The following is a 20774-nucleotide window of genomic DNA, read 5'->3' on the forward strand; positions in this document are numbered from 1 at the left end:
ATTACACATTCTGTGACTGTTTGCTTACAGAATGCGCAACCCGTTGAGTTTTTTGGCAGATTTAGCCCTCTGGCGCCCGCTGCAGGCGCAGCTGATAGCGGTAAACGCCGGCGGTGAGCAGGTAATCCCGGTGCACGCTCGGGCTCCAGGAGTCGTCGCCGCCCACCCCCATATGGAAACCGTCCAGGTGCAGCCAGGTGCCCGCTTCCGGCTGCAGCAGATGCTGGTGGCTGCAGGCCATCAGCTGTTGCAGGCCGAAGCGGCTGAGCGAGAAGTGGAAGCGGCCGTCGATGCGCCAGCCGCCGTAGCGCAGGCTGCGGGTGTCGCAGCGCAGGCCGTTCTCGCCGGGGAAAATATACGGCGTGTGCAGATCCGCCAGCGGCAGGCGCCAGCGCCCATGCTGCGCGGCCAGGCGGCGATCCGGGTAGTTCTCGTGCGGGCCCAGACCCAGCCATTCCGCCTGCGGCTGCACCGTCGCCAGTTGGCAGTGCAGGCCGATGCGCGCCGGCGGCGGCAGGGCGTCGGCCACCTCGACCTCCACGTTCACGCTCACCGCGCCCAGCGCGTCGAACAGCCACTGCTTGCGGCTGAGCAGTAAAATCTGCCCGTCCACGCCGAACTGGTGTTCGCTCACCACCCGCACGCCGTTTTGCAGCGCATCGGCCTGCAGCCGCGTGCAGCGCTCCTCCAGCCGGTACAGGCCCGCCAGCTTCCAGCGTTCGACCCAGGCGTTGGGATCGATATGGTCCGCCTCGCTGACGCCGATGTCGTTATCGATCGGCGCACGCGCAAAGCCGTCGCGCAGCGGCGTCAGCAGCTGCGGCTGTTCGTTTTGCCACCACTGCGTCAGGTGGCCGCTGCCGCGCTCGAAGCGCCAGCGCTGGTCGCCGTGGGTGAGCGTTAGCCCCTGATCGTCTTCAATCAGCGTGGGCGGCACGCCCTGCGCCGGCGGCGGCGCGGGATGCAGCGCGCGCGGCACCCGCCACTGATCCCAGGCGCAGCGGTGGTGCGCTTCGGACCAGTCGGTGGCCTGCGGTTGCACCACCTCCACGTTCAGCCACAGCTCGCCGGGCTGATGCAGCATCGGCAGCCGATCGAGCAGGGTGAAGCTAGCGCTGCCCTGCGGCGGCAGAGCCAGATCGAAGCTGCCGCTGGCGCGCTCCACGCCGTCCAGCTCCAGCCGCCAGTTGAGCTGTTCGTTGTCGGTGTGGCGGAACAGGTAATCGCTGGTGACGGTCAGCGTCAGCGAGGCGGCGTCGAAGGCGAAGCGGAACAGCTGCTGCGCCCGCTGAGCTTCGAACAGCGCCGGGTGCGGGGTGCGATCCGCGAACACCAGTCCGTTCAGGCAGAACTGGCGATCGTTGGGGGTATCGCCGAAGTCGCCGCCGTAGGCCCAGAACTCTTCGCCGCGCCCGTCGCGCTTGATCAGCGCCTGATCGACCCAGTCCCAGACAAAGCCGCCCTGCAGGCGCGGATGTGCGTGGAACGCGCGCCAGTAGCGCTCAAAGCCGCCGAAGCTGTTGCCCATCGCATGGGCGTATTCGCATAGGATCAGCGGGCGCGGCTCCTCCGGCAGGCCGATCCACTTGCCGATCGCCCATTTGGGCACCGCCGGGAACGGCTGATCCTGATCCACTCGCGCATACATCGGGCAGATGATGTCGGTGGCGGCGGTGTCGGCGCCGCCGCCTTCATATTGCACCGGGCGGGTCGGATCCTGGCTTTTCACCCAGCGGTACAGCGCGTCGTGGTTCGCGCCGTGGCCGGACTCGTTGCCCAGCGACCAGATAATGATGCAAGGGTGGTTGCGATCGCGTTGCACCATGCGGGTGACGCGCTCGCTCATCGCCGGCAGCCACAGCGGATCGTCAGCCAGGCGGTTCATCGGCTGCATGCCGTGGGTCTCGATATTGGCTTCATCCACCACGTACAGCCCGTAGCGATCGCACAGCCGATACCACAGCGGGTGGTTGGGGTAATGCGAGCAGCGCACCGCGTTGAAGTTGTGCTGTTTCATCAGCAGGATGTCGTGGCGCATCGTCGCCTCGTCCATCACCTGGCCGTGGCGCGGGTGATGCTCGTGGCGGTTAACGCCGCGGATCAGCAGCGGCTGCCCGTTGAGCTTCAACAGCCCGCCGCTGATTTCCACCTGGCGGAAGCCGACGTCATAGGCCTCCACCTCTATAATTTCTTCTGTGGGCGAGAGCAGGGCGACGGTGGCGCGATACAGCGCGGGCGTTTCGGCGCTCCACAGCGCCGGGCGTTCCACCGGCAGCCGCAGCGTGACGCGATCGTCATAGGCGCCGCGCTCGTCCACGATCTCGCTGCCGAGCGGCTGGGTGCGCTCGGCCACCCGTGCACCATCGCGCCACAGCTGCACCTGCACCAGCAGCGGGCCGGGCCGGCTGGCGCGCGCCGTCACCACCAGTTCGCCGCGGGTAAAGCCGTCATGCAGCGGGGTGCTGATGCGTACATCGCTCAGGTGCGCGGCGGGTTTGTGCAACAGGCTGACGTCGCGGAAGATGCCGCTCATGCGCCACATGTCCTGATCTTCGAGATAGCTGCCGTCGCACCAGCGCAGCACCATTACCGCCAGCCGGTTTTCACCCGGCTGCAGCCACGGGCTGAGATCGAACTCCGCCGGCAGGCGGCTGTCCTGCGAGTAGCCGATCCAGTGGCCGTTGCACCATAAATAGAACGCCGAGTTGACGCCGTCGAAGATGACGCGCGTCTGGCCGGCGGCCAGCCAGGCCGGATCGACGCTGAAGGCGCGCGAGTAGCAGCCGGTGGGGTTGTCTTCCGGCACGCGCGGCGGATCGACCGGGAACGGGTAGCGCACGTTGGTGTAGATCGGCGCGTCGTAGCCGGCGAGCTGCCAGTTGCCCGGCACCGCCAGCGGGGCGGCGTCCGGCAGATCCTGCTGCAGCCAGCCTTCCGGCGCCGCCTGCGGGCGCGGGAAATAGCTGAAGCGCCACTCGCCGTTCAGTGACCGGCGGCTGGCGCTGGGGGCATCGTCGCGCGCGTCTTCCACCGTGCGCCAGCTGGCGAACGGCGGGTGGGCGTCCAGCCGGCGGTAGTGGGTGCAGGCGGGGTTTTGCCAGTCACGGCGGGCGAGGATCTCGGACAGGGAAGCTAGGGGTTCAGCGGGCATCGGCGATCGTCCAGTCGGCTAGGTGATGCTCACCAAGATGCTGACCGGCGCATAAAAAGTAAAGCGGTTACACGCAACCTTGCAAGGGCGATCAAATAACCGTTAATGCGGCTCGCCGGCACGATAGATCCGCTGTGGGCGGCCCACTTTGCCGTAAATGATCTCGGCGCGCAGCTGCTGCGCGGCGGTGCAAAACTCCAGATAACGGCGCGCGGTGGTGCGGCTGAGCCCCATTTTTTGCGCAACGCTTTCAGCGGTGTGGCGCGCGGCGGGCTCGGCGAACAGCGCGCGGATCTTGCCGAGCGTCAGCTCGTCGATGCCGGCGGGCAGCGCCGCCTGCTGTTCGCCGCGGGCGTAGGTGTTGAACATCTCGTCGATGCGGCGCTGGTTAAGGCGCGCTTTGTCTTTTAGCGCTTCGCGGCGCTGGCTGAAGCGCTGCAGCGTCTGGCTCAGCCGGTCATAGGCCAGCGGTTTGATCAGGTAGTCGAACACGCCGTAGCGCAACGCCTCGGCCACGGTGGCCATGTCGCTGGCGGCGGTGATGAACACGATGCCGCCGCGATAGCCGCTCAGCGTCAGTTCGCGCAGCAGGGTGATGCCCTGGCCGTCGGGCAGAAAGTTGTCCAGCAGGATCAGATCCGGCTTGAAGCGTTCGGTCATGGCGCGCGCCTGCGCCAGCGTGCCGGCCAGCCAAATCTGGCGGCAGCCGCCGTTCTGGCGGATAAACTCCGCGTGCATCTCCGCCAGCGGCGTTTCGTCTTCAACGATCAGGATGTTCAGCCATTCCATAGTGCGACCCGTAATTGCAATAAAAATGCTAAGTGAATGTAAGTGAATTGCGGCGCCAAATAAAGATTATCTCAATAATAAACACCATAAGATTAATTAAGCAAATAAAGAACATTAAATAACTTATTAACCGGGATCGGTTTGTGAAATAGGTCAATAATCGGCGTTTTTTTTCTGCTTACCATGGGTTTATCGAACGAGAGGATGATTTTATCTTCATGGTTTTTAAGGTTTTAATTGCCATTTCTGATGTTAATTAAAATGCCTTTTTGTATTTCATTTGTTGTTTGCCAGTTAACCCAGAGAGCGTGTTATGTTAGGCGATGCCGTATTTAATCGGGTAAAGCGATCGGATCATAAAGCGATTTCAGAAATAAGCGCCTTTTTGCGCAGTAACGATCTGAATATCGACACCACGGTTGAAATATTTATTACCGTTACCCAGCACGACAAATTGGTCGCCTGCGGCGGCATCGCCGACAATATTATCAAATGCGTCGCCATCAGCCCGCTGATGCGCGGCGAAGGGTTGGCGCTGGCGCTGGCGACCGAGCTGGTGAACCTGGCCTACGAGCGCCACCACACCCAGCTGTTTATCTACACCAAGGTGCAGAACGAGCCGCTGTTCCGCCAGTGCGGTTTCTACCCGATCGCCACCGTGCCGGGCATCGTGGTGCTGATGGAAAACAGCCCGTGCCGCCTGAAGCGCTACGCCGCCCAGCTGGCGAGCCAGCGCCGGCCGGGCGACACCATCGGCAGCATCGTGATGAACGCCAACCCCTTCACTCGCGGGCATCAGTATCTGGTGCGTCAGGCGGCCAAACGCTGCGACTGGCTGCACCTGTTTCTGGTGAAGGAAAATACCTCGCGCTTCAGCTATGAAGACCGCCGCCGGCTGGTGCTGGCCGGCACCGCCGACATCCCCAACCTCACGGTACACGAAGGCTCGCAGTACGTGATCTCGCGCGCCACCTTCCCCTGTTACTTCATCAAGGACCAGGGCGTGGCCGACGACTGTTACACCGAAATCGATCTGAAGATCTTCCGCCAGTATCTGGCGCCCGCGCTGGGCATTACGCGCCGCTTCGTCGGCAACGAGCCGTTCTGCGCGGTGACCGCGAAATACAACCGCGACATGCGCTACTGGCTGGAAACGCCGGCGCTGCCCAGCCCGCCGATCGCGCTGGTGGAAATCGAGCGTTTGCAATATCAGGGCACGGCGATCTCCGCCTCCTGGGTGCGCAAGCTGCTGGCGGCGGGGGACTTCCACGCCGCCGCGCCGCTGGTGCCGCCGGACACCCTGTACTACCTGCAGGATCTGCAAACGCAGCGCCGGGCCAAGGCGGCCCCGCATCCTTTTGAGTCCGCACAATCAGGTGAATGATGAAAATTATCCGAGAAGCAATGGCCGGCACGCTGGAGTCCAGCGATGTCATGGTGCGCATCGCGCCCGCCGAAGGGCCGCAGCACGATCTGCTGATCGCCAGCAGCGTGGAAAAACAGTTCGGCGCGGCGATCCGCCGCACCCTGCTGGAGGTGCTGCAGCGCTATGAGGTGGAACCGGTGCAGGTGATCGTCGACGACAAAGGGGCGCTGGACTGCGTGCTGCGCGCCCGGCTGGAAACCGCGCTGATGCGCGCCTGCGAGGGTGGCCAACTGCCGTGGGAGGCGAAAGATGAAAACGCTGAATAAAACCCGGCTGCGCCGCAGCATGCTGTTCGTCCCCGGCGCCAACGCGGCGATGGTCAGCAACGCCTTTATCTATCAGGCCGATGCGCTGATGTTCGATCTGGAAGACTCGGTGATCCTGCGTGAAAAAGACGCGGCGCGCCGGCTGGTGTACCACGCGCTGCAGCACCCGCTGTACCAGGAGGTGGAAACCATCGTACGCGTCAATGCGCTCGACTCCGCCTACGGCCTGGCGGATTTGCAGGCGGTGGTGCGCGGCGGCGCGGATATCGTGCGCCTGCCGAAGACCGACAGCGCGCAGGACGTTATCGACATGGAGCGCGAGATTGCCGCCATCGAAGCGGCCTGCGGCCGGCCGGTCGGCAGCACCGGGCTGCTGGCGGCGATCGAATCGGCGCAGGGCATCACCAACGCGGTGGCGATCGCGCACGCTTCGCCGCGTCTTATCGGCATCGCGCTGGGAGCGGAGGACTATGTACGCAACCTGCGCACCGAACGCTCGCCGGAAGGCATCGAGCTGCTGTTCGCCCGCTGCTCGCTGCTGCAGGCGGCGCGCGCCGCCGGCATTCAGGCGTTCGACACCGTGTATTCCGACGCCAACAACGAGGCCGGTTTCCTGCAGGAGGCGGCGCTGATCAAACAGCTCGGCTTCGACGGCAAATCGCTGATCAACCCGCGCCAGATTGAGCTGCTGCACAACCTGTACGCGCCGACCGCCAAAGAGGTGGCGCACGCGCAGCGGGTGGTGGACGCCGCCGAAGCGGCGGAGCGGGAGGGGCGCGGCGTGGTGTCGCTGAACGGAAAAATGGTCGACAGCCCGGTGATTGAACGCGCCCGGCTGGTGCTGGAGCGCGCCGCGCTGTCCGGCTTACGGGAAGAACCGGCGCAGCACGGGGAGGAAGCATGATGAACCGCCAACAACGATTGATGACCTTCGCCAACCCGGCGGATCTGCCGGGCTATCAGGACGTTTCCAAAGCCAACCTGCAGGCGCGCAAACCGCGCGATCTCAAGCTGTGCGACTCCTTGCAGGAAGCGGTGCGCCGCAGCGGGCTGCAGGACGGCATGACCATTTCCTTCCACCATGCGTTTCGCGGTGGTGATTTGACGCTCAATCAGGTGATGGAGACGCTGGCGGCGATGGGGTTCCGCAACCTGACGCTGGCCTCCAGTTCGCTGACCGATTGCCACGCGCCGTTGGTTGAGCATATCCGCCACGGCGTGGTGAGCCGCATTTACACTTCCGGGCTGCGCGGCCCGCTGGCGGACGCCGTTTCGCGCGGGCTGCTGGCGGAGCCGGTGCAAATTCATTCGCACGGCGGCCGGGTCAACCTGATCGAATCCGGCGAGCTGAAGATAGACGTGGCCTTCCTCGGCGTGCCGGCCTGCGATGAGTTCGGCAACGCCAACGGCTACAGCGGTGAAGCCTGCTGCGGCTCGCTCGGCTATGCGCGGGTGGACGCCGAGGCGGCGGGCACCGTGGTGCTGCTGACCGAGCAGCTGGTGCCGTATCCGCATCATCCCGCCAGCCTGGCGCAGGATCGGGTGGATCTGATCGTGCAGCTGGAGCGGGTGGGCGACGCCGACAAGATCGGCGCCGACGCCACGCGCATGACCTCGAACCCGCGCGAGCTGCTGATCGCCCGCCGCGCCGCCGAGGTGATCGCCGGTTCCGGCTACTTCACCGAAGGGTTTTCGCTGCAAACCGGCACCGGCGGCGCCTCGCTGGCGGTGACCCGGTTCCTGGAGGACAAGATGCGCGCCCACGGCATTCGCGCCGCGTTCGCCCTCGGCGGCATCACCTCGACCATGGTGGATCTGCACGAGAAAGGGTTGATCGGCAAGCTGCTGGACGTGCAGAGCTTCGATCGGGCGGCGGCGACCTCGCTGGCGCGCAACCCGCGCCATATCGAGATCAGCGCCAACCAGTACGCCAACTTCAGCTCCAAGGGCGCCTCGGTCGATCGGCTCGACGTGGTGGTGCTGAGCGCGCTCGAGATCGACACCGGCTTCAACGTTAACGTGCTGACCGGCTCCGACGGCGTGCTGCGCGGCGCGTCCGGCGGCCACTGCGACACCGCCGCCGCCGCGCGGCTGGCGATCATCGTCGCGCCGCTGGTGCGCGGGCGCATTCCGACGCTGGTGGAGCAGGTGACCACCTGCGTCACGCCGGGCTCCAGCATCGACATTCTGGTGACTGACCACGGCATCGCCGTCAACCCGGCGCGGCCGGAGCTGGCGCAGCGCCTGCGGGAGGCCGGGCTCGAGGTGGTGAGTATCGACTGGCTGCGCGCCCGCGCGCTGCAGCTGACCGGTGAACCGCAGCCGATCGCCTTTACCGACAAGGTGGTGGCGGTGGTGCGTTACCGCGACGGCTCGGTGATCGACGTGGTGCATCAGGTGGCGGAGTAACCGATGGCCGCCGTCGATCCCCAACTGGCCGCCGAACGCGCGGTCAGCCTGCCGGAGCTGCTCACCAGCCGCGAATGCCGCCAGGCGCGCCAGCAGGCGTGGCTGGCGCAGCACCAGTGCACGCTGCTGGTGCTGACGCTGGTCGTCCCCGGCCCGGTGAAGGACAGCGCGCTGACGCGCGGCATCTTCAACCTCGGCTGGGCGGCGCTGCTGCGGCTGTGCGCCGAACAGGGCTGGCCCAGCCCGCAGGCCGAGGCGCTGGCGCTTTCCACCGGCTGCGAAGGGTTTGTGGCGCTGCGCGCCGACGCCCAGCGGGTGAAAGATTGCGCCATGCAGCTGGAGGTGAGCCGCCCGATCGGCCGGCTGTGGGACATCGACGTGCTGGATACGCAGGGGCGCATTTTGTCGCGCCGCGACATCGGCCTGCCGGAACGGCGCTGCCTGCTGTGTGGCCAACCGGCCAAGATCTGCGCCCGCCAGCGGCGGCATAGCAGCGAGCAGCTGCTGCATGAAATGGAAAGGATGTTCAACGATGCGCTCTCTGCCGATTAATCTGCCTGCCCGCCGTGCCGAACCGGCCTGCGACTTCGCCCGCGCCGCCTTTCGCGCGCTGCTGGTGGAAGTCAACCTCACGCCCAAGCCGGGGCTGGTGGATCGCCATAACACCGGCGCCCACCGCGATATGGATCTCGGGCATTTTTACCGTAGCGCCCGCGCCATCGGCGTGTGGCTGCCGTGCTTTATCCAACGCGGACGGGAAGACGCGGCTTTGCCGGCAGAACAGCAGCTGGCGCGGCTGCGGCCGCTCGGCCTGGCCTGCGAAAACCAGATGTTTCGCGCCACCGGCGGCATTAACACCCACAAGGGCAGCGTGTTCTCGCTCGGGTTGCTGTGCGCCGCCTTTGGCCGCCTGCAGCAGCAGGGGCGCGCCATCGGCGCAGCGGCGCTGTGCGCCGAAACGGCGGCGATGTGCCGAGGATTGGTGGACCGCGAGCTGCGGCGCAACAACGCCGGGCAGACCGCCGGTCAGCGGCTGTTCGCTGCCTACGGCCTCAGCGGCGCGCGCGGCGAGGCGGAAGCCGGTTTTCGGCTGGTGCTGGACGGCGCGCTGCCGCTGTATCGGCAACGGTTGGCCGCCGACGGCGACGAACAGCGGGCGCTGCTGGACAGTCTGCTGTGGCTGATGGCCCACAACGGTGACACCAACGTCGCCTCGCGCGGCGGCATGCACGGACTGCGCTGGCTACGGCGCCGGGCGGCGTTGCTGCTGGCGCAGGGCGGCTCGGCCGGGGAGGTTGGCCTGGCGCGCCTGCGGCGCTTCGATGCCGACTGCATTGCCCGCAACCTCAGTCCCGGCGGCAGCGCCGACTTGTTGATAGTGACCTGGCTGCTGGCGCAGCTGGGTGCCCAAGAATAATAACCAAGCCTTCAGGAGAGTCCCCATGTCCCAAACCCAGGAAAAGATCTGGAAAGCGATAGCGCCGCTGGCGGTGCTCGCGATCCTGTTATTGATACCGGTGCCCGACGGCATGCCGCCGCAGGCGTGGCACTACTTCGCCATCTTCGTGGCGATGATCGTCGGCATGATTCTGGAGCCGATCCCGGCCACCGCCATCAGCTTTATCGCCGTGACCGTCAGCGTGCTCAGCGCCAACTGGGTGCTGTTCGGCGCGCAGGAACTGGCGGAGCCGGGCTTCAAGGCCGGTAAAGAGGCGCTGAAATGGGGGCTGGCGGGCTTCTCCAGCACCACCGTCTGGCTGGTGTTCGGCGCCTTTATCTTCGCGCTGGGCTACGAGGCCACCGGGCTGGGGCGGCGCATCGCGCTGTTCCTAGTGAAGTTCATGGGCAAGCGCACGCTGACGCTGGGCTATGCGGTGGTGATCATCGATATCCTGCTGGCGCCGTTCACGCCGTCCAACACTGCGCGCACCGGCGGCACCGTGTTCCCGGTGGTGAAAAACCTGCCGCCGCTGTTCGACTCTTTCCCTAACGATCCCTCCTCGCGCCGCATCGGTGGTTACCTGATGTGGATGATGGTGGTCGGTACCAGCATCAGCTCCTCGATGTTCGTCACCGGCGCTGCGCCGAACGTGCTGGGCATCGAGTTCGTCGGCAAGATCGCCGGGGTGCACATCAGCTGGATGCAGTGGTTCCTGGCGTTCCTGCCGGTCGGTCTGCTGTTGCTGATCATCGCGCCGCTGATTTCCTATTACCTGTACAAACCGGGCGTGACCCACAGCAGCGAAGTGGCCGCCTGGGCGGATACCGCGCTGGGGGAAATGGGCAAGCTGACGCGCAAGGAATACACCCTGATCGGCCTGGTGCTGCTCAGCCTGTGCCTGTGGGTGTTCGGCGGCAAAATGCTGGACGCCACCGCAGTGTGTCTGCTGGCGGTGTCGCTGATGCTGGCGCTGCACGTGGTGTCGTGGAAAGAAATCACCAAATATTCCAGCGCCTGGAATACGCTGGTTAACCTGGCGACACTGGTGGTGATGGCCAACGGTCTGACGCGCTCCGGCTTTATCGACTGGTTCGCCCAGACCATGAGCACCCATCTGGACGGCTTCTCGCCGAACATGACGGTGGTGGCGCTGGTGCTGGTGTTCTACTTCGCCCACTACCTGTTCGCCAGCCTGTCGGCGCACACCGCCACCATGCTGCCGGTGATCCTGGCGGTCGGCAAAGGGTTGCCGGGCGTGCCGATGGAGCAGCTGTCGATGCTGCTGGTGCTGTCGATCGGCATCATGGGCGTGCTGACGCCGTACGCCACCGGGCCGGGGGTGATCATCTACGGCTGCGGCTACGTGAAATCGAAAGACTACTGGCGCCTGGGCGGTATTCTCGGCGTGGTGTACATCGCCGCGCTGCTGCTGATCGGCTGGCCGATCATGAGCCTGTGGTACTGAGTTGACGCACAGCGGCCGCCGCCCGGCGGCCGCTGGTACGATCTTTTCCCGTGAACCCTGTCACACACTTGTCACACTAACCCCGCCATCATACTCAGGCAAACGCTAACACCTTAAAAATAATCATTTTCCGGGAGCCTCTGCGGATGAGAAAAAAAACGTTATTGCTGTGCCTGCCCTTGTTATTCACCGGGAACGCGCTGGCGGACGCCGGCGGTTATCAACTGGAACAGGTGCTGGTGATGAGCCGCCATAACCTGCGCGCGCCGCTGGCCAACAACGGCAGCGTGCTGGCGCAGTCCACGCCGAAGGCCTGGCCGGCCTGGGAAACGCCGGGCGGCCAGCTGACCACCAAGGGCGGGGTGCTGGAAGTGTATATGGGGCACTATTTCAACGCCTGGCTGAAGCAGACCGGCCTGTTGCCGCAAGAGGGCTGCCCGACCGCCGGCAGCGTGTACGTCTACGCCAACAGCCTGCAGCGCACGGTGGCCACCGCGCAGTTCTTCAGCAACGGCGCGTTCCCGGGCTGCGACGTCAGCGTGCACCATCAGGACAAGATGGGAGAGATGGATCCGACCTTCAACCCGATCATCACCGACACCGGCGAAGCCTTCAACCAGCAGGCGCTGGCGGCGATGAACGCCGCGCTGGGATCGCTGAAGCTGGACGCCTCTTATCAACAGCTGGCGAAGATCATCGATTACAAGGATTCCGCCGCCTGCAAGACCGACAAACACTGCGACCTGACCAAAGAAGCCAGCGTGATGAGCGCGGTGCCGGGCAAAGAGCCGGGCGTCTCCGGCCCGCTGCGGGTGGGCAACTCGCTGGTGGACGCCTTTATGCTGCAGTACTACGAAGGTTTCCCGATGAAAGAGGTGGCCTGGGGCAAAATCGTCACCCCGCAGCAGTGGAAGCAGCTGGCTCAGTTGAAAGACGGTTATCAGGATTCGCTGTTCACCTCGCCGGTGGTGGCGCAAAACGTCGCCAAGCCGCTGCTGACCTACATCAACAACGCGCTGCTCGGCGAGCGCAAACCGGACGCGCCGAAGCTGACGGTGCTGGTCGGCCACGATTCCAATATCGCCTCGTTGCTGTCGGCCATGCAGTTCCAGCCGTATCAGCTGCCGCAGCAATACGAGAAAACGCCGATCGGCGGCAAGCTGGTGTTCCAGCGCTGGCGCGACGCGCAGAACGACCGTGAATTGCTGAAGATCGAGTACGTCTATCAGTCCACCGAACAGCTGCGCAAGGCGACGCCGCTGACGCTGCAAACCCCGCCGCAGCGCGTGACGCTGGCGCTGAAAGGCTGCCCGATCGATAAAGACGGTTTCTGCGCCTGGAGCGATTTCGAGAAGACCATGAAAGGCATCCTGTAATGCCCGGCCTCTCTCCCGAATGCGGGGGAGAGGCCTTTTCCCACTTCGTCTAACGCGGCGCCGCGCGGGACTTAACGCCATTTATTTTGCCCAGGGTCATTGTTGCAGGCCGTTTCGGGGGCTAACATCATCGGCCTGCCTGCTTATCATGGATACCGCCGTTGCCCACTTTTATCCGCAATATCGAATTTTTCACGCCGGACGGTTATCCGGGCCAGGTGGCGCGCTGCCAGTTTGCGCTGGCGGATTACCGCGACGAGAGTTATCCCGAGGCAGGTTTTACGTTGCCGGACCATCTGGCGCGCGCGGTGCCGAAACGCCGCGCGGAGTATTTGGCCGGGCGTGTTCTGGCGCGCCAGCTGCTGGCGCCGCTCGGTTTCGCCGATTTCACCCTGGCGCGCGGCGAAGATCGCGCGCCGCAGTGGCCGCCGGGCATTGCCGGGGCGTTGAGCCATAATTCGCATACCGCGCTGTGCGCCGTGCACCGCGAGAGCGGGCTGGGCGGCGTTGGGCTGGACGTGGAGACGTTGCTGTCCGTGGAGCGAGCTGAGGAGCTGTGGAGCGCGATCGTTTCACCGGCGGAGCGCGAGGCGTTGCTGGGCGAAACGCTGCCGTTCAACGCGCTGCTGACGCTGACGTTTTCCGCCAAAGAGAGCCTGTTTAAGGCGCTGTATCCGCAGGTGCGTTGTTACTTCGATTTTCTTGATGCGCGCATGACGGCCGTGGATGTGCAGCGGCAGACGTTCGTATTAGAGCTGCTTAAGACATTGACGCCGCATTGCCCCGCCGGGCGCCGGTTTAGCGGGCATTTTTGGCGTGAAGGTGACGACGTCACGACCTTTATTTTTTGCTAAAATACAATAATAACAATGTGTTATTGCTTTCCGTGCCGTAACGCGGATTTGACGCAGCGGGCGGAAAGATTCATTCATCGGAGATTGACCCACGGTGGGGAACCGGTGTAATTTACCATCCCTTTACAGCTAATGATAACTATTCGCATAAACATTATCATTGGTGAGGCGCAACAAAGGAGTGGTCTTGTGGCGACACTGACGACAGAAAACCAAACCTTCCCCGGGTTTGCGTACGCCGAACAATCGACCTTTTTGTACCGGTCCGAATTCCGTTCCCTCTCCGCCAGCGGCGTGTTCGAGCGCATTGAGACGCCGGCGTTCGGCGGCGAGCAGGAAGACAGCGCGCTGGCGCAGCATATCCGCCAGGCGTTGGCGCGCGCCAAAACCGCCGGCCAGGCGGCACCGGTGGTGGTGGGCGCCATTCCGTTCGATACGCGCCGGCCTTCCAGCCTGTACGTGCCTGAAAACTGCCAGTTTGTCGCCAACGACAGCTTTACCCGCGCCGCGCGCCCGATGCTGCAACAGCCGCATCGCCTGGTCGCCTGCACCAGCATTCCGGACGAGCCGCGCTTCAAGCACGCGGTGGCGGAAGCGGTCAGCCGCTTCAAACAAGGCAAGCTGGACAAGGCGGTGCTGTCGCGCATCCTCGACATCGAGCTGGAGCAGCCGGTGGCGGGCCACCACATCCTCAATAACCTGATGGTGCAGAACCCGACCGGATACCACTTCTCCCTGCCGCTGGCCGATGGCGGCGTGCTGCTCGGCGCCAGCCCGGAGCTGCTGATCCGCAAGCAGGGCGGCGAAATCCACACCAATCCGCTGGCGGGGTCGGCGCGCCGTCAGGACGATGCGCGGCAGGATCGCCACGGCAGCGAGCGCCTGATGCGCTCGACCAAAGACAAATACGAACACAAACTGGTGATCGACGACATTCGTCGGCGCCTGGCACCGCTGTGCGCCAGCCTGAGCGTGCCGAGCGGCCCGTCGCTGCTCAGCACCGGCACCATGTGGCACCTGTCCACCCGCATTCGCGGCGAGTTGCTGAATCCGGCGCTCAACGTGATGCAGCTGGCCTGCCTGCTGCATCCGACGCCGGCGCTGTGCGGCTTCCCGACCGAGAGCGCCCGCCAGCTGATCGCCGATCTGGAGCCGCACGATCGCGGCCTGTTCAGCGGCATCGTCGGCTGGTGCGACGCCAACGGCGACGGCGAGTGGGCGATCGTCATCCGCAGCGGCCTGCTGCGCGGCAACCGGGTGCGGCTGTTCGCCGGCGCGGGGATCGTCGCCGCCTCGACGCCGCAGTCCGAGTGGATGGAAACCGCCGCCAAACTGGGCACCATGCTCAACGCTTTCGGCCTGAACAGCGGCGCGCTGTAGGGCCACTTTGCGGCGCAGCGCGCCGCATCATATGCTTTTCGCAGGAGACAACGATGAACAACAACATGACCCGGCTGTGCGCCCGGATGGCGGTGCGCGCATGAGCATTCAGATGGATTTCACCGGCAAACGCGTGTGGGTGACCGGCGCGGCGCGCGGCATCGGCGAGCAGATCGCCCGGCATTTTTTGACGCAGGGCGCCGAGGTGGTGGGGTTTGACCGCGAGTTCGCCAACCCGGATCTGCCTTACCCTTGCGTGACGCTGGACATCAGCCGGCCGGAGCAGGTGGAGGCGGTGTGCCGCCAACAGCTGGCGGAAAACCCGCGACTGGACGTGTTGGTCAATGCCGCCGGCATTCTGCGCATGGGCAATACTGAAGATCTGAGCGTGGATGACTGGCACCAGTGCATCAACGTCAACGCCTCGGGGGCGTTTTACCTGTTCCGCGCCGTGCTGCCGCACTTCAAGGCGCAGCGCAGCGGGGCGATCGTCAGCATCGGCTCCAACGCCGCGCACGTGCCGCGCGCGCAGATGGCGGCCTACTGCGCCTCCAAGGCGGCGCTGACCAGCCTGAACCACTGCGTGGGGCTGGAGATGGCGCCGTTCGGCGTGCGCTGCAATCTGGTGTCGCCGGGCTCGACCGACACGCCGATGCAGCGCGGCATGTGGCAGACCGACGATGCACAGCAGCGCACCATCGCCGGCTTCCCCGAGCTGTTCAAACTGGGGATCCCGCTGGGCAAAATCGCCCGCCCGGACGAGATCGCCAACGCGGTGTTGTTCCTGGCCTCCGACCTGGCCAGCCACATCACCATGCAGGACATCGTGATCGACGGCGGCGCGACGCTGGCCGCCTGAGTCAGACCCGCTGGCGGCGCAGCAGGTGCTGTGCGCCTTCCGCCGCCAGCAGCAGCACCGCCAGCCAGATCGCCAGATAGGTTGGCCATTCGCTTTGGCTGATGCTCTCGCCGAGCAGCAGCGCGACGATCACCAGCAGCACCGGCTCCACATAGCTCAGCAGGCCGAACAGGCTGAACGGCAGCAGGCGGCTGGCGAGGATGTAACACACCAGCGCCACGGCGCTGATGACGCCGAGCAGCGGAATGCGCCAATACAGCTCGGCATTGATCTGCAACGCCGCGGCGCCACCGTCGCCGAAGGCGAACCAGAGCGCAGCCGGCAGCATCAGCGCCAGCTCGCACCACAGCCCGCCGAGATTGTCGGTGCCGAAACGCCGCCGCAAAATAAAGTAGAGCGGATAACCCAGCGCCACCACCAGCGTCGGCCACGACACGCCACCCGCCTGATACAGCTCATTGCCCACCCCCACCATGGCGCATGCCACCGCCAGTTTTTGCAGCAGCGACAGCCGATCGCGGTAAATCAAACGGCCCACCAGCACCATCGTCAGCGGCAGCAGAAAATAGCCGAGCGATACGTCGAGCGCCTTGCCGTGCAGCGGCGCCCACAGGAACAGCCACAGCTGCACCCCCAGCAGCGCCGAGGTGAGCAGCAGGCCCAGCAGACGCAGCGGCCGTTGGCCGATCCAGGCCAGCGTGTCGCCCACCTTGCGCCAATCGCCGGACAGCGCCATGAACAGCGTCAGGAACGGCAGCGTCAGCAGCGTGCGCCAGCCGTAGACCTGCTCGCCGTTCAGCGGGGTGAGGGTAGAGGTGAAGTAATACATCGCGCCGAACAAGATGGAGGCGACGACTGAAAGAGTGATGCCCTTAATCACACGCATTCCTGGTGAGTGATTGATTTTATGGCGGCTACTGTAGAGAAATTTGCCGCCAACGACAATGGCGCCGCCGGGCGCTGGACAATCGGCGGCGGCGGGTTACAATGGGTACTGTGTATTCATACAGGTTTTGGCGATGACAATCGATCTTTTTGAAGACGCGCTGCCGCCGCCGTGGCGCGAAGAGATCGCCCCCGGCGCGGTGGTGATGCACGGCTTCGTGCGCGATCACGGGCCGGCACTGCTGGCGGCGGTGCAGGGCGTGGTGGCCCAGGTGCCGTGGCGGCATTTGACCACCCCCGGCGGGCACGTGATGTCGGTGGCGATGAGCTGGTGCGGCAACGGCTGGACCAGCGACAGCCGCGGCTATCGCTATTCGGAACGCGACGCGCGCAGCGGCAAACGCTGGCCGGCCATTCCGCCGATCCTGATGGCGCTGGCGGACGAAGCTGCGCAGCAGGCGGGTTTCGGCCCCTTCGTGCCGGATTCCTGCCTGATGAACCGTTACGATCCGGGCAGCAAGCTGTCGCTGCATCAGGATAAAGACGAACACGACTTCGGCGCGCCGATCGTCTCGGTGTCGCTCGGGCTGCCGGCGGTGTTTCAGTTCGGTGGCCTGCAACGCAGCGACCGGGCGCGGCGCATTCCGCTGGCGCACGGCGATGTGGTGGTGTGGGGCGGCCCATCTCGGCTCTGTTTTCACGGCATCCTGCCGGTCAAGGAAGGCTACCACTCGCTGGTGGGGCCGCACCGCATCAACATCACGCTACGCAAGGCGCTTTAGCTGCGGCTCCTGCGCCAGGCAGGCGACGAGATAGTCGATAAACACCCGCAGTTTGGGCGGCAGATACTGGTTGGGCGCGTAGAGCAACCACAGGCCGCCGTGATAGCTGCTGAGGAAATCCCATTCCGGCAACACCTGTACGATCTCGCCGTCGTCGAGCGCCTGGCGGGCGGTAAAGTACGGCAGGCTGCCGATGCCGATATGGCGTTTCACCGCGTCCAGCCGCACGCCGGTGTGGTTGGCGGCGTAGCGGCCGCGCACGTTGACCGTCACCGTTTTGCCGCTGCGGCGGAATTTCCATTGCGCGTCGCTCGGCGTTTCCCCCAGATAGATGCAGCTGTGCGCCGCCAGATCGTGCGGATGCTGCGGTGTGCCGTGCTGCGCCAGGTAGTGCGGCGTGGCGCACAGCAGATGGTCTATTCTCATCAACTGGCGGCCGATCAACCCGGGCGAGGGGCGATCGGTAATGCGCAGTGCCAGATCGACCCGATCGTCTATCAAATCCATGTAGCGATCTTCCAGCCGCAGCCTCACGTCCACCTTCGGGTAGCGGCGCAGGAACTCCGGCATGTGCGGATGCAGCACGAAGCGGCCCACCGCTTTGGGTACGCTGACGCTGACCAGTCCTTCGGGCTCCGCGGCGCCGCGCCCGCCGATCGCCATGACCGCGTCGGCCGCCGCCAGCAGGGTGCGGCAGTGCGCAAACACCTCTTCGCCGCTTTCGCTCAGCCGCAGTTTGCGGGTGGTGCGGTGCAGCAGCTGCAGCGCCAGCGCCTGTTCGAGCTTCGCCACGCTGCGGCTGACGGCGGAAGGCGAAGCGCCCAGCTTGCGGGCGGCGGCGGAAAAGCTGCCGCTCTCTACCACCTGAACGAAAACGGCCATTTCGGCCAACAGCGCGTAAGAAAGATTTGTGCTCATGACGCAAAGGTCCATTGTGATGGCGGCGGATTATCCTCCGATTATGGCATGAATATAATGGCTCTCCGAACCGAGGAGAAAAATGATGACCGAGCGACGTTATTACTACAGCGACGATTTACAGGGCCAGGCGCGGGTGTTGAGCTGTGCGCCGGCCGAGGCGGGCGCTTACGCCGTGGAACTGGACGCCACGCTGTTCCACCCGCAGGGCGGCGGCCAGCCTTCCGATGTGGGGTCGTTAGGCGGCGTTACCGTGCTGCGGGTGCAGCAGCAGGGGGATACCGTGGTGCACTTTACCGCCGCGTCGCTGCCGAACGGGCCGGTTACGATGCAAATCGATGAAGCGCAGCGTCGGCTGCACGCCCGCTGGCACTCCGCTGGGCATCTGATCGGCTGGTTGGGCGAAACCCGGGGCTGGCGGCCGGTCAAGGCGCATCATTGGCCGGGGGAAGGGCGCATCACTTTCGCGCCGGGACCGGATGCGCAGACGATTGAAGTGGACTTTTTGCAGGCGGAGCTGATGCGTTTGATCGCCGCCGATCTGCCGCGCCGCCAGCAGGCGGTGGACGGCCTGCGCCAGGTCGGCTTCGGCGAGCTGCCCGCCTACGGCTGTGGCGGCACCCATGTCGCCGCGCTGGGCGAGGTGGGCGCGATCGCGATTACCGGCCTAAAGATGAAGAAAGGGCAATTGAACGTGCAATATGAGCTGGGTTGAATAAGGGGGCGGCTCAGCGCCCGGCCTGTCGCAGCTGGGTACAGAATGCGCATTGGCACCCCGCCACCGGCACCGCCGCGCAGCTGCCGATGCTCACCGGCTGGGCGTCCATGGCGTGAAAGCCGTAAAACAGATTTTCGATGTTTTGTTCCGCCACCCGCGCCTGCTCCGGGCGCGGTTCGGGCACTTTCGACTGAAACGCTGCGGCCTTGCCGGCCAGCAGGCTGAGAAACAACAGCGACAGCTGGATTTTCATCGTCGTCTTCCTTTGGCTGAGATTTTGATACTTTATAACAGATTGCATTCGCCGCCAAGCGACGCGTCTTGTGCGATTTACACCATTGGTTAGCGAAATTAGTTCGTTCAATTCCCCGCCGATTTGGTTTGTTATCTAACCCATAACTTTCAGAAATAATATGGGTGCGGCACTAATGTTTAAGTTTTCTTTCAAGGTATTAACCGGTGGAATAGCGGTGGCGTTAGGAGGGGCGGCGGCGATGAGCCCGGCGTTGGCGGCGGTGCAGGGCGGCACGCTGATCTACCTCGAACAACAGGCGCACACCAATCTTTATCCGCCTTCCGGCGGGTTTTACCCCAACGGCGGTATTCTCAATCAGATCACCGACAAGCTGACTTACCAGAACCCCAAGACGCTGGAGATTGAACCCTGGATCGCCGAGTCCTGGAGCAGCAACGCCGACAAAACCGAATACACCTTCAAGCTGCGCCCCGGCGTGACTTTCTCCGACGGCACGCCACTGGACGCCAACGCAGTGGCGAAGAACTTCGACACCTACGGGCTGGGCAACAAGGAGAAACGCCTGCCGGTTTCCGAGGTGATCAATAACTACCAGCGCAGTGAAGTGGTGGATCCGCTGACGGTTAAATTCCATTTCACGCGATCGTCGCCGGGTTTCCTGCAGGGCACCGCCACTATCGGCTCCGGGTTGGTATCGCTCAGCACGCTGAACCGCAGCTACGACGAACTGGGCGATGCGCGCCATATCATCGGTTCCGGTCCGTTTGTGGTCAGCGGCGAAACGCTGGGGCGTGAGGTCGAGCTTAGCGCCCGTAAGGATTATGACTGGGGGCCGGTCAAATCGCCCCAACAAGGGCGAGCCAATCTGGACGGCATCAAGGTGATCGTCACCGGCGAGGACAGCGTGCGCATCGGTGCGCTGCAGGCCGGGCAGGCGGATTTTATCCGCCAGATCCAGGCCTATGACGAGAAGCAAACGCAGGATCAGGGCTTTATCATTTATGCCGCACCGACGCGCGGCGTCAACGACAGCATCGCTTTCCGGCCGGATAACCCGCTGGTGGCCGATCTGCGCGTGCGTCAAGCGCTGCTGCATGCCACCGACAGCAAGCAGATCGTCGATACGCTGTTCTCCACCAACTACCCGCAGGCCAAATCGGTGATCGCCTCCTCGGCCGCCGGCTTTGTCGATCTGTCCGACAAGCTGAAATTTGACCCGCAGCAGGCCAACCGGCTGTTGGATGAGGCGGGTTGGAAAAAGGGCGGCGACGGGCTGCGGGAAAAGGAGGGCAAGAAGCTGGTGCTGACGGTGTATGAATCGTTGCCGCAGCCGCAGAACAAGGCGGTGTTGCAGCTGGTTTCTCAGCAGTGGGGGAAAGTCGGCGCGCGGCTGAACATTCTGGCGGGCGACGCCGGCAGCCGGGTGGCGGATAATCTCGACCCACAGAAAACCCCGGCGACGGTGGTGGAGGTGGGGCGCGCCGATCCGGACGTGATTAAAAGCCAGTTTTACCCAACCAACCGCGATGGGCTGCTGCAGAAGGGCGGTACCAGCAGCAACAGCAACTTTAGCGATGACAAGCTGAATGCCCTGCTGCTCGGCATTGCCTCCGAGGTTGATGCGCAACAACGCCTGCAGATCGCCGGCGAGGCGCAAAACTACCTGATTGACCAAGCCTACGTGATCCCGTTTTTTGAGGAGCCGCAGGTGTTCGCCGGCGCGCCTTATTTGAAGGGGGTGAGCTTCGAAGCGGTCGGTCGCCCGAGCTTCTACGGCGCCTGGTTAGAGAAACATTAAG

The 20774-nt window shown here is 64.4% G+C and carries 19 protein-coding genes; 14 read left to right on the forward strand and 5 right to left on the reverse strand.

What is annotated here, in order from left to right; genetic code table 11:
• Positions 1–61: 61 nt before the first annotated feature.
• A complete protein-coding gene (locus ACJ8QF_RS11070; protein WP_280631424.1) occupies positions 62–3151 on the reverse strand; it encodes a beta-galactosidase in 3090 nt (1029 codons plus the stop codon).
• Between the two features lie 102 nt (positions 3152–3253).
• Positions 3254–3940 carry a two-component response regulator DpiA gene (gene dpiA / locus ACJ8QF_RS11075; protein ID WP_004940807.1) on the reverse strand — a complete coding sequence of 229 codons (687 nt, stop codon included), beginning with the start codon at positions 3938–3940 and terminating at the stop codon, positions 3254–3256.
• A gap of 313 nt (positions 3941–4253) precedes the next feature.
• Between dpiA and citC the strand changes: the two genes are divergently transcribed.
• The 11 genes from citC to dhbA all read left to right on the forward strand — a co-directional run bounded on the left by citC (position 4254) and on the right by dhbA (position 15416).
• Positions 4254–5324 carry a [citrate (pro-3S)-lyase] ligase gene (gene citC, locus ACJ8QF_RS11080; RefSeq protein ID WP_280631425.1) on the forward strand — a complete coding sequence of 357 codons (1071 nt, stop codon included), beginning with the start codon at positions 4254–4256 and terminating at the stop codon, positions 5322–5324.
• Positions 5324–5632 carry a citrate lyase acyl carrier protein gene (gene citD, locus ACJ8QF_RS11085; protein WP_004940811.1) on the forward strand — a complete coding sequence of 103 codons (309 nt, stop codon included), beginning with the start codon at positions 5324–5326 and terminating at the stop codon, positions 5630–5632. The genes citC and citD overlap by 1 nt, the downstream gene beginning before the upstream one ends.
• On the forward strand, positions 5616–6536 hold the full coding sequence (citE, locus tag ACJ8QF_RS11090; protein WP_044030873.1) for a citrate (pro-3S)-lyase subunit beta: 921 nt from the start codon (positions 5616–5618) through the stop codon (positions 6534–6536). Before citD ends, citE begins: the two co-directional genes overlap by 17 nt.
• Positions 6536–8041, forward strand: coding sequence for a citrate lyase subunit alpha (gene citF, locus ACJ8QF_RS11095; RefSeq protein ID WP_280631642.1), 1506 nt, complete (start codon positions 6536–6538; stop codon positions 8039–8041). Before citE ends, citF begins: the two co-directional genes overlap by 1 nt.
• 3 nt (positions 8042–8044) lie before the next feature.
• Positions 8045–8593: a citrate lyase holo-[acyl-carrier protein] synthase gene (citX, locus tag ACJ8QF_RS11100; RefSeq protein ID WP_004940818.1), complete on the forward strand. Its 549-nt coding sequence runs from the start codon at positions 8045–8047 to the stop codon at positions 8591–8593.
• Positions 8574–9458: a triphosphoribosyl-dephospho-CoA synthase CitG gene (gene citG, locus ACJ8QF_RS11105; RefSeq protein ID WP_442537513.1), complete on the forward strand. Its 885-nt coding sequence runs from the start codon at positions 8574–8576 to the stop codon at positions 9456–9458. Before citX ends, citG begins: the two co-directional genes overlap by 20 nt.
• A gap of 25 nt (positions 9459–9483) precedes the next feature.
• Positions 9484–10947 (forward strand): anion permease, encoded by a 1464-nt coding sequence (locus ACJ8QF_RS11110; protein ID WP_004940821.1) that lies wholly within the window; start codon positions 9484–9486, stop codon positions 10945–10947.
• A gap of 146 nt (positions 10948–11093) precedes the next feature.
• Positions 11094–12323, forward strand: coding sequence for a bifunctional glucose-1-phosphatase/inositol phosphatase (gene agp / locus ACJ8QF_RS11115; protein WP_280631426.1), 1230 nt, complete (start codon positions 11094–11096; stop codon positions 12321–12323).
• 161 nt (positions 12324–12484) lie between these two features.
• Positions 12485–13177 (forward strand): 4'-phosphopantetheinyl transferase family protein, encoded by a 693-nt coding sequence (locus ACJ8QF_RS11120; protein ID WP_280631427.1) that lies wholly within the window; start codon positions 12485–12487, stop codon positions 13175–13177.
• Between the two features lie 189 nt (positions 13178–13366).
• A complete protein-coding gene (locus tag ACJ8QF_RS11125; protein ID WP_261281013.1) occupies positions 13367–14557 on the forward strand; it encodes an isochorismate synthase in 1191 nt (396 codons plus the stop codon).
• 100 nt (positions 14558–14657) lie between these two features.
• Positions 14658–15416 carry a 2,3-dihydro-2,3-dihydroxybenzoate dehydrogenase gene (gene dhbA, locus ACJ8QF_RS11130; protein ID WP_031300685.1) on the forward strand — a complete coding sequence of 253 codons (759 nt, stop codon included), beginning with the start codon at positions 14658–14660 and terminating at the stop codon, positions 15414–15416.
• A gap of 1 nt (position 15417) precedes the next feature.
• Here the strand turns inward: dhbA and rarD are convergent, their stop codons facing one another.
• Entirely contained in the window at positions 15418–16296 is an 879-nt protein-coding gene (rarD, locus tag ACJ8QF_RS11135) for an EamA family transporter RarD (RefSeq protein WP_442537514.1), read from the reverse strand.
• A 139-nt stretch (positions 16297–16435) separates the two neighbouring features.
• On the opposite strand from rarD, the gene alkB reads away from it, so the two are divergent.
• Positions 16436–17083 (forward strand): DNA oxidative demethylase AlkB, encoded by a 648-nt coding sequence (gene alkB / locus ACJ8QF_RS11140; protein WP_016927095.1) that lies wholly within the window; start codon positions 16436–16438, stop codon positions 17081–17083.
• Here the strand turns inward: alkB and ACJ8QF_RS11145 are convergent.
• A complete protein-coding gene (locus ACJ8QF_RS11145) occupies positions 17066–18001 on the reverse strand; it encodes a LysR family transcriptional regulator (RefSeq protein ID WP_250602222.1) in 936 nt (311 codons plus the stop codon). The two genes, alkB and ACJ8QF_RS11145, sit on opposite strands and share 18 nt — an antisense overlap.
• Positions 18002–18086: 85 nt before the next feature.
• On the opposite strand from ACJ8QF_RS11145, the gene ACJ8QF_RS11150 reads away from it, so the two are divergent.
• On the forward strand, positions 18087–18716 hold the full coding sequence (locus tag ACJ8QF_RS11150) for an alanyl-tRNA editing protein (RefSeq protein ID WP_442537653.1): 630 nt from the start codon (positions 18087–18089) through the stop codon (positions 18714–18716).
• A 13-nt stretch (positions 18717–18729) separates the two neighbouring features.
• Here the strand turns inward: ACJ8QF_RS11150 and ACJ8QF_RS11155 are convergent, their stop codons facing one another.
• Complete coding sequence (locus tag ACJ8QF_RS11155; protein WP_004940831.1) at positions 18730–18972, reverse strand: hypothetical protein; 243 nt, start codon at positions 18970–18972, stop codon at positions 18730–18732.
• A 241-nt stretch (positions 18973–19213) separates the two neighbouring features.
• Between ACJ8QF_RS11155 and ACJ8QF_RS11160 the strand changes: the two genes are divergently transcribed.
• Positions 19214–20773 (forward strand): TIGR04028 family ABC transporter substrate-binding protein, encoded by a 1560-nt coding sequence (locus tag ACJ8QF_RS11160; RefSeq protein ID WP_442537654.1) that lies wholly within the window; start codon positions 19214–19216, stop codon positions 20771–20773.
• The last annotated feature ends 1 nt before the right edge of the window (position 20774 follow it).

It is taken from the genome of Serratia sp. CY81684 (assembly GCF_052166595.1).
GTDB classification, from domain to species: Bacteria; Pseudomonadota; Gammaproteobacteria; order Enterobacterales; family Enterobacteriaceae; genus Serratia; species Serratia nematodiphila.

Coding starts and splice junctions, on each gene's coding strand:
- ACJ8QF_RS11070 (WP_280631424.1), bottom strand. CDS start 3,151: ATGCCCGCTGAACCCCTAGCTTCCCTGTCCGAGATCCTCGCCCGCCGT.
- dpiA (WP_004940807.1), bottom strand. CDS start 3,940: ATGGAATGGCTGAACATCCTGATCGTTGAAGACGAAACGCCGCTGGCG.
- citC (WP_280631425.1), top strand. CDS start 4,254: ATGTTAGGCGATGCCGTATTTAATCGGGTAAAGCGATCGGATCATAAA.
- citD (WP_004940811.1), top strand. CDS start 5,324: ATGAAAATTATCCGAGAAGCAATGGCCGGCACGCTGGAGTCCAGCGAT.
- citE (WP_044030873.1), top strand. CDS start 5,616: ATGAAAACGCTGAATAAAACCCGGCTGCGCCGCAGCATGCTGTTCGTC.
- citF (WP_280631642.1), top strand. CDS start 6,536: ATGAACCGCCAACAACGATTGATGACCTTCGCCAACCCGGCGGATCTG.
- citX (WP_004940818.1), top strand. CDS start 8,045: ATGGCCGCCGTCGATCCCCAACTGGCCGCCGAACGCGCGGTCAGCCTG.
- citG (WP_442537513.1), top strand. CDS start 8,574: ATGCGCTCTCTGCCGATTAATCTGCCTGCCCGCCGTGCCGAACCGGCC.
- ACJ8QF_RS11110 (WP_004940821.1), top strand. CDS start 9,484: ATGTCCCAAACCCAGGAAAAGATCTGGAAAGCGATAGCGCCGCTGGCG.
- agp (WP_280631426.1), top strand. CDS start 11,094: ATGAGAAAAAAAACGTTATTGCTGTGCCTGCCCTTGTTATTCACCGGG.
- dhbA (WP_031300685.1), top strand. CDS start 14,658: ATGAGCATTCAGATGGATTTCACCGGCAAACGCGTGTGGGTGACCGGC.
- alkB (WP_016927095.1), top strand. CDS start 16,436: ATGACAATCGATCTTTTTGAAGACGCGCTGCCGCCGCCGTGGCGCGAA.
- ACJ8QF_RS11145 (WP_250602222.1), bottom strand. CDS start 18,001: ATGAGCACAAATCTTTCTTACGCGCTGTTGGCCGAAATGGCCGTTTTC.
- ACJ8QF_RS11150 (WP_442537653.1), top strand. CDS start 18,087: ATGACCGAGCGACGTTATTACTACAGCGACGATTTACAGGGCCAGGCG.
- ACJ8QF_RS11155 (WP_004940831.1), bottom strand. CDS start 18,972: ATGAAAATCCAGCTGTCGCTGTTGTTTCTCAGCCTGCTGGCCGGCAAG.
- ACJ8QF_RS11160 (WP_442537654.1), top strand. CDS start 19,214: ATGAGCCCGGCGTTGGCGGCGGTGCAGGGCGGCACGCTGATCTACCTC.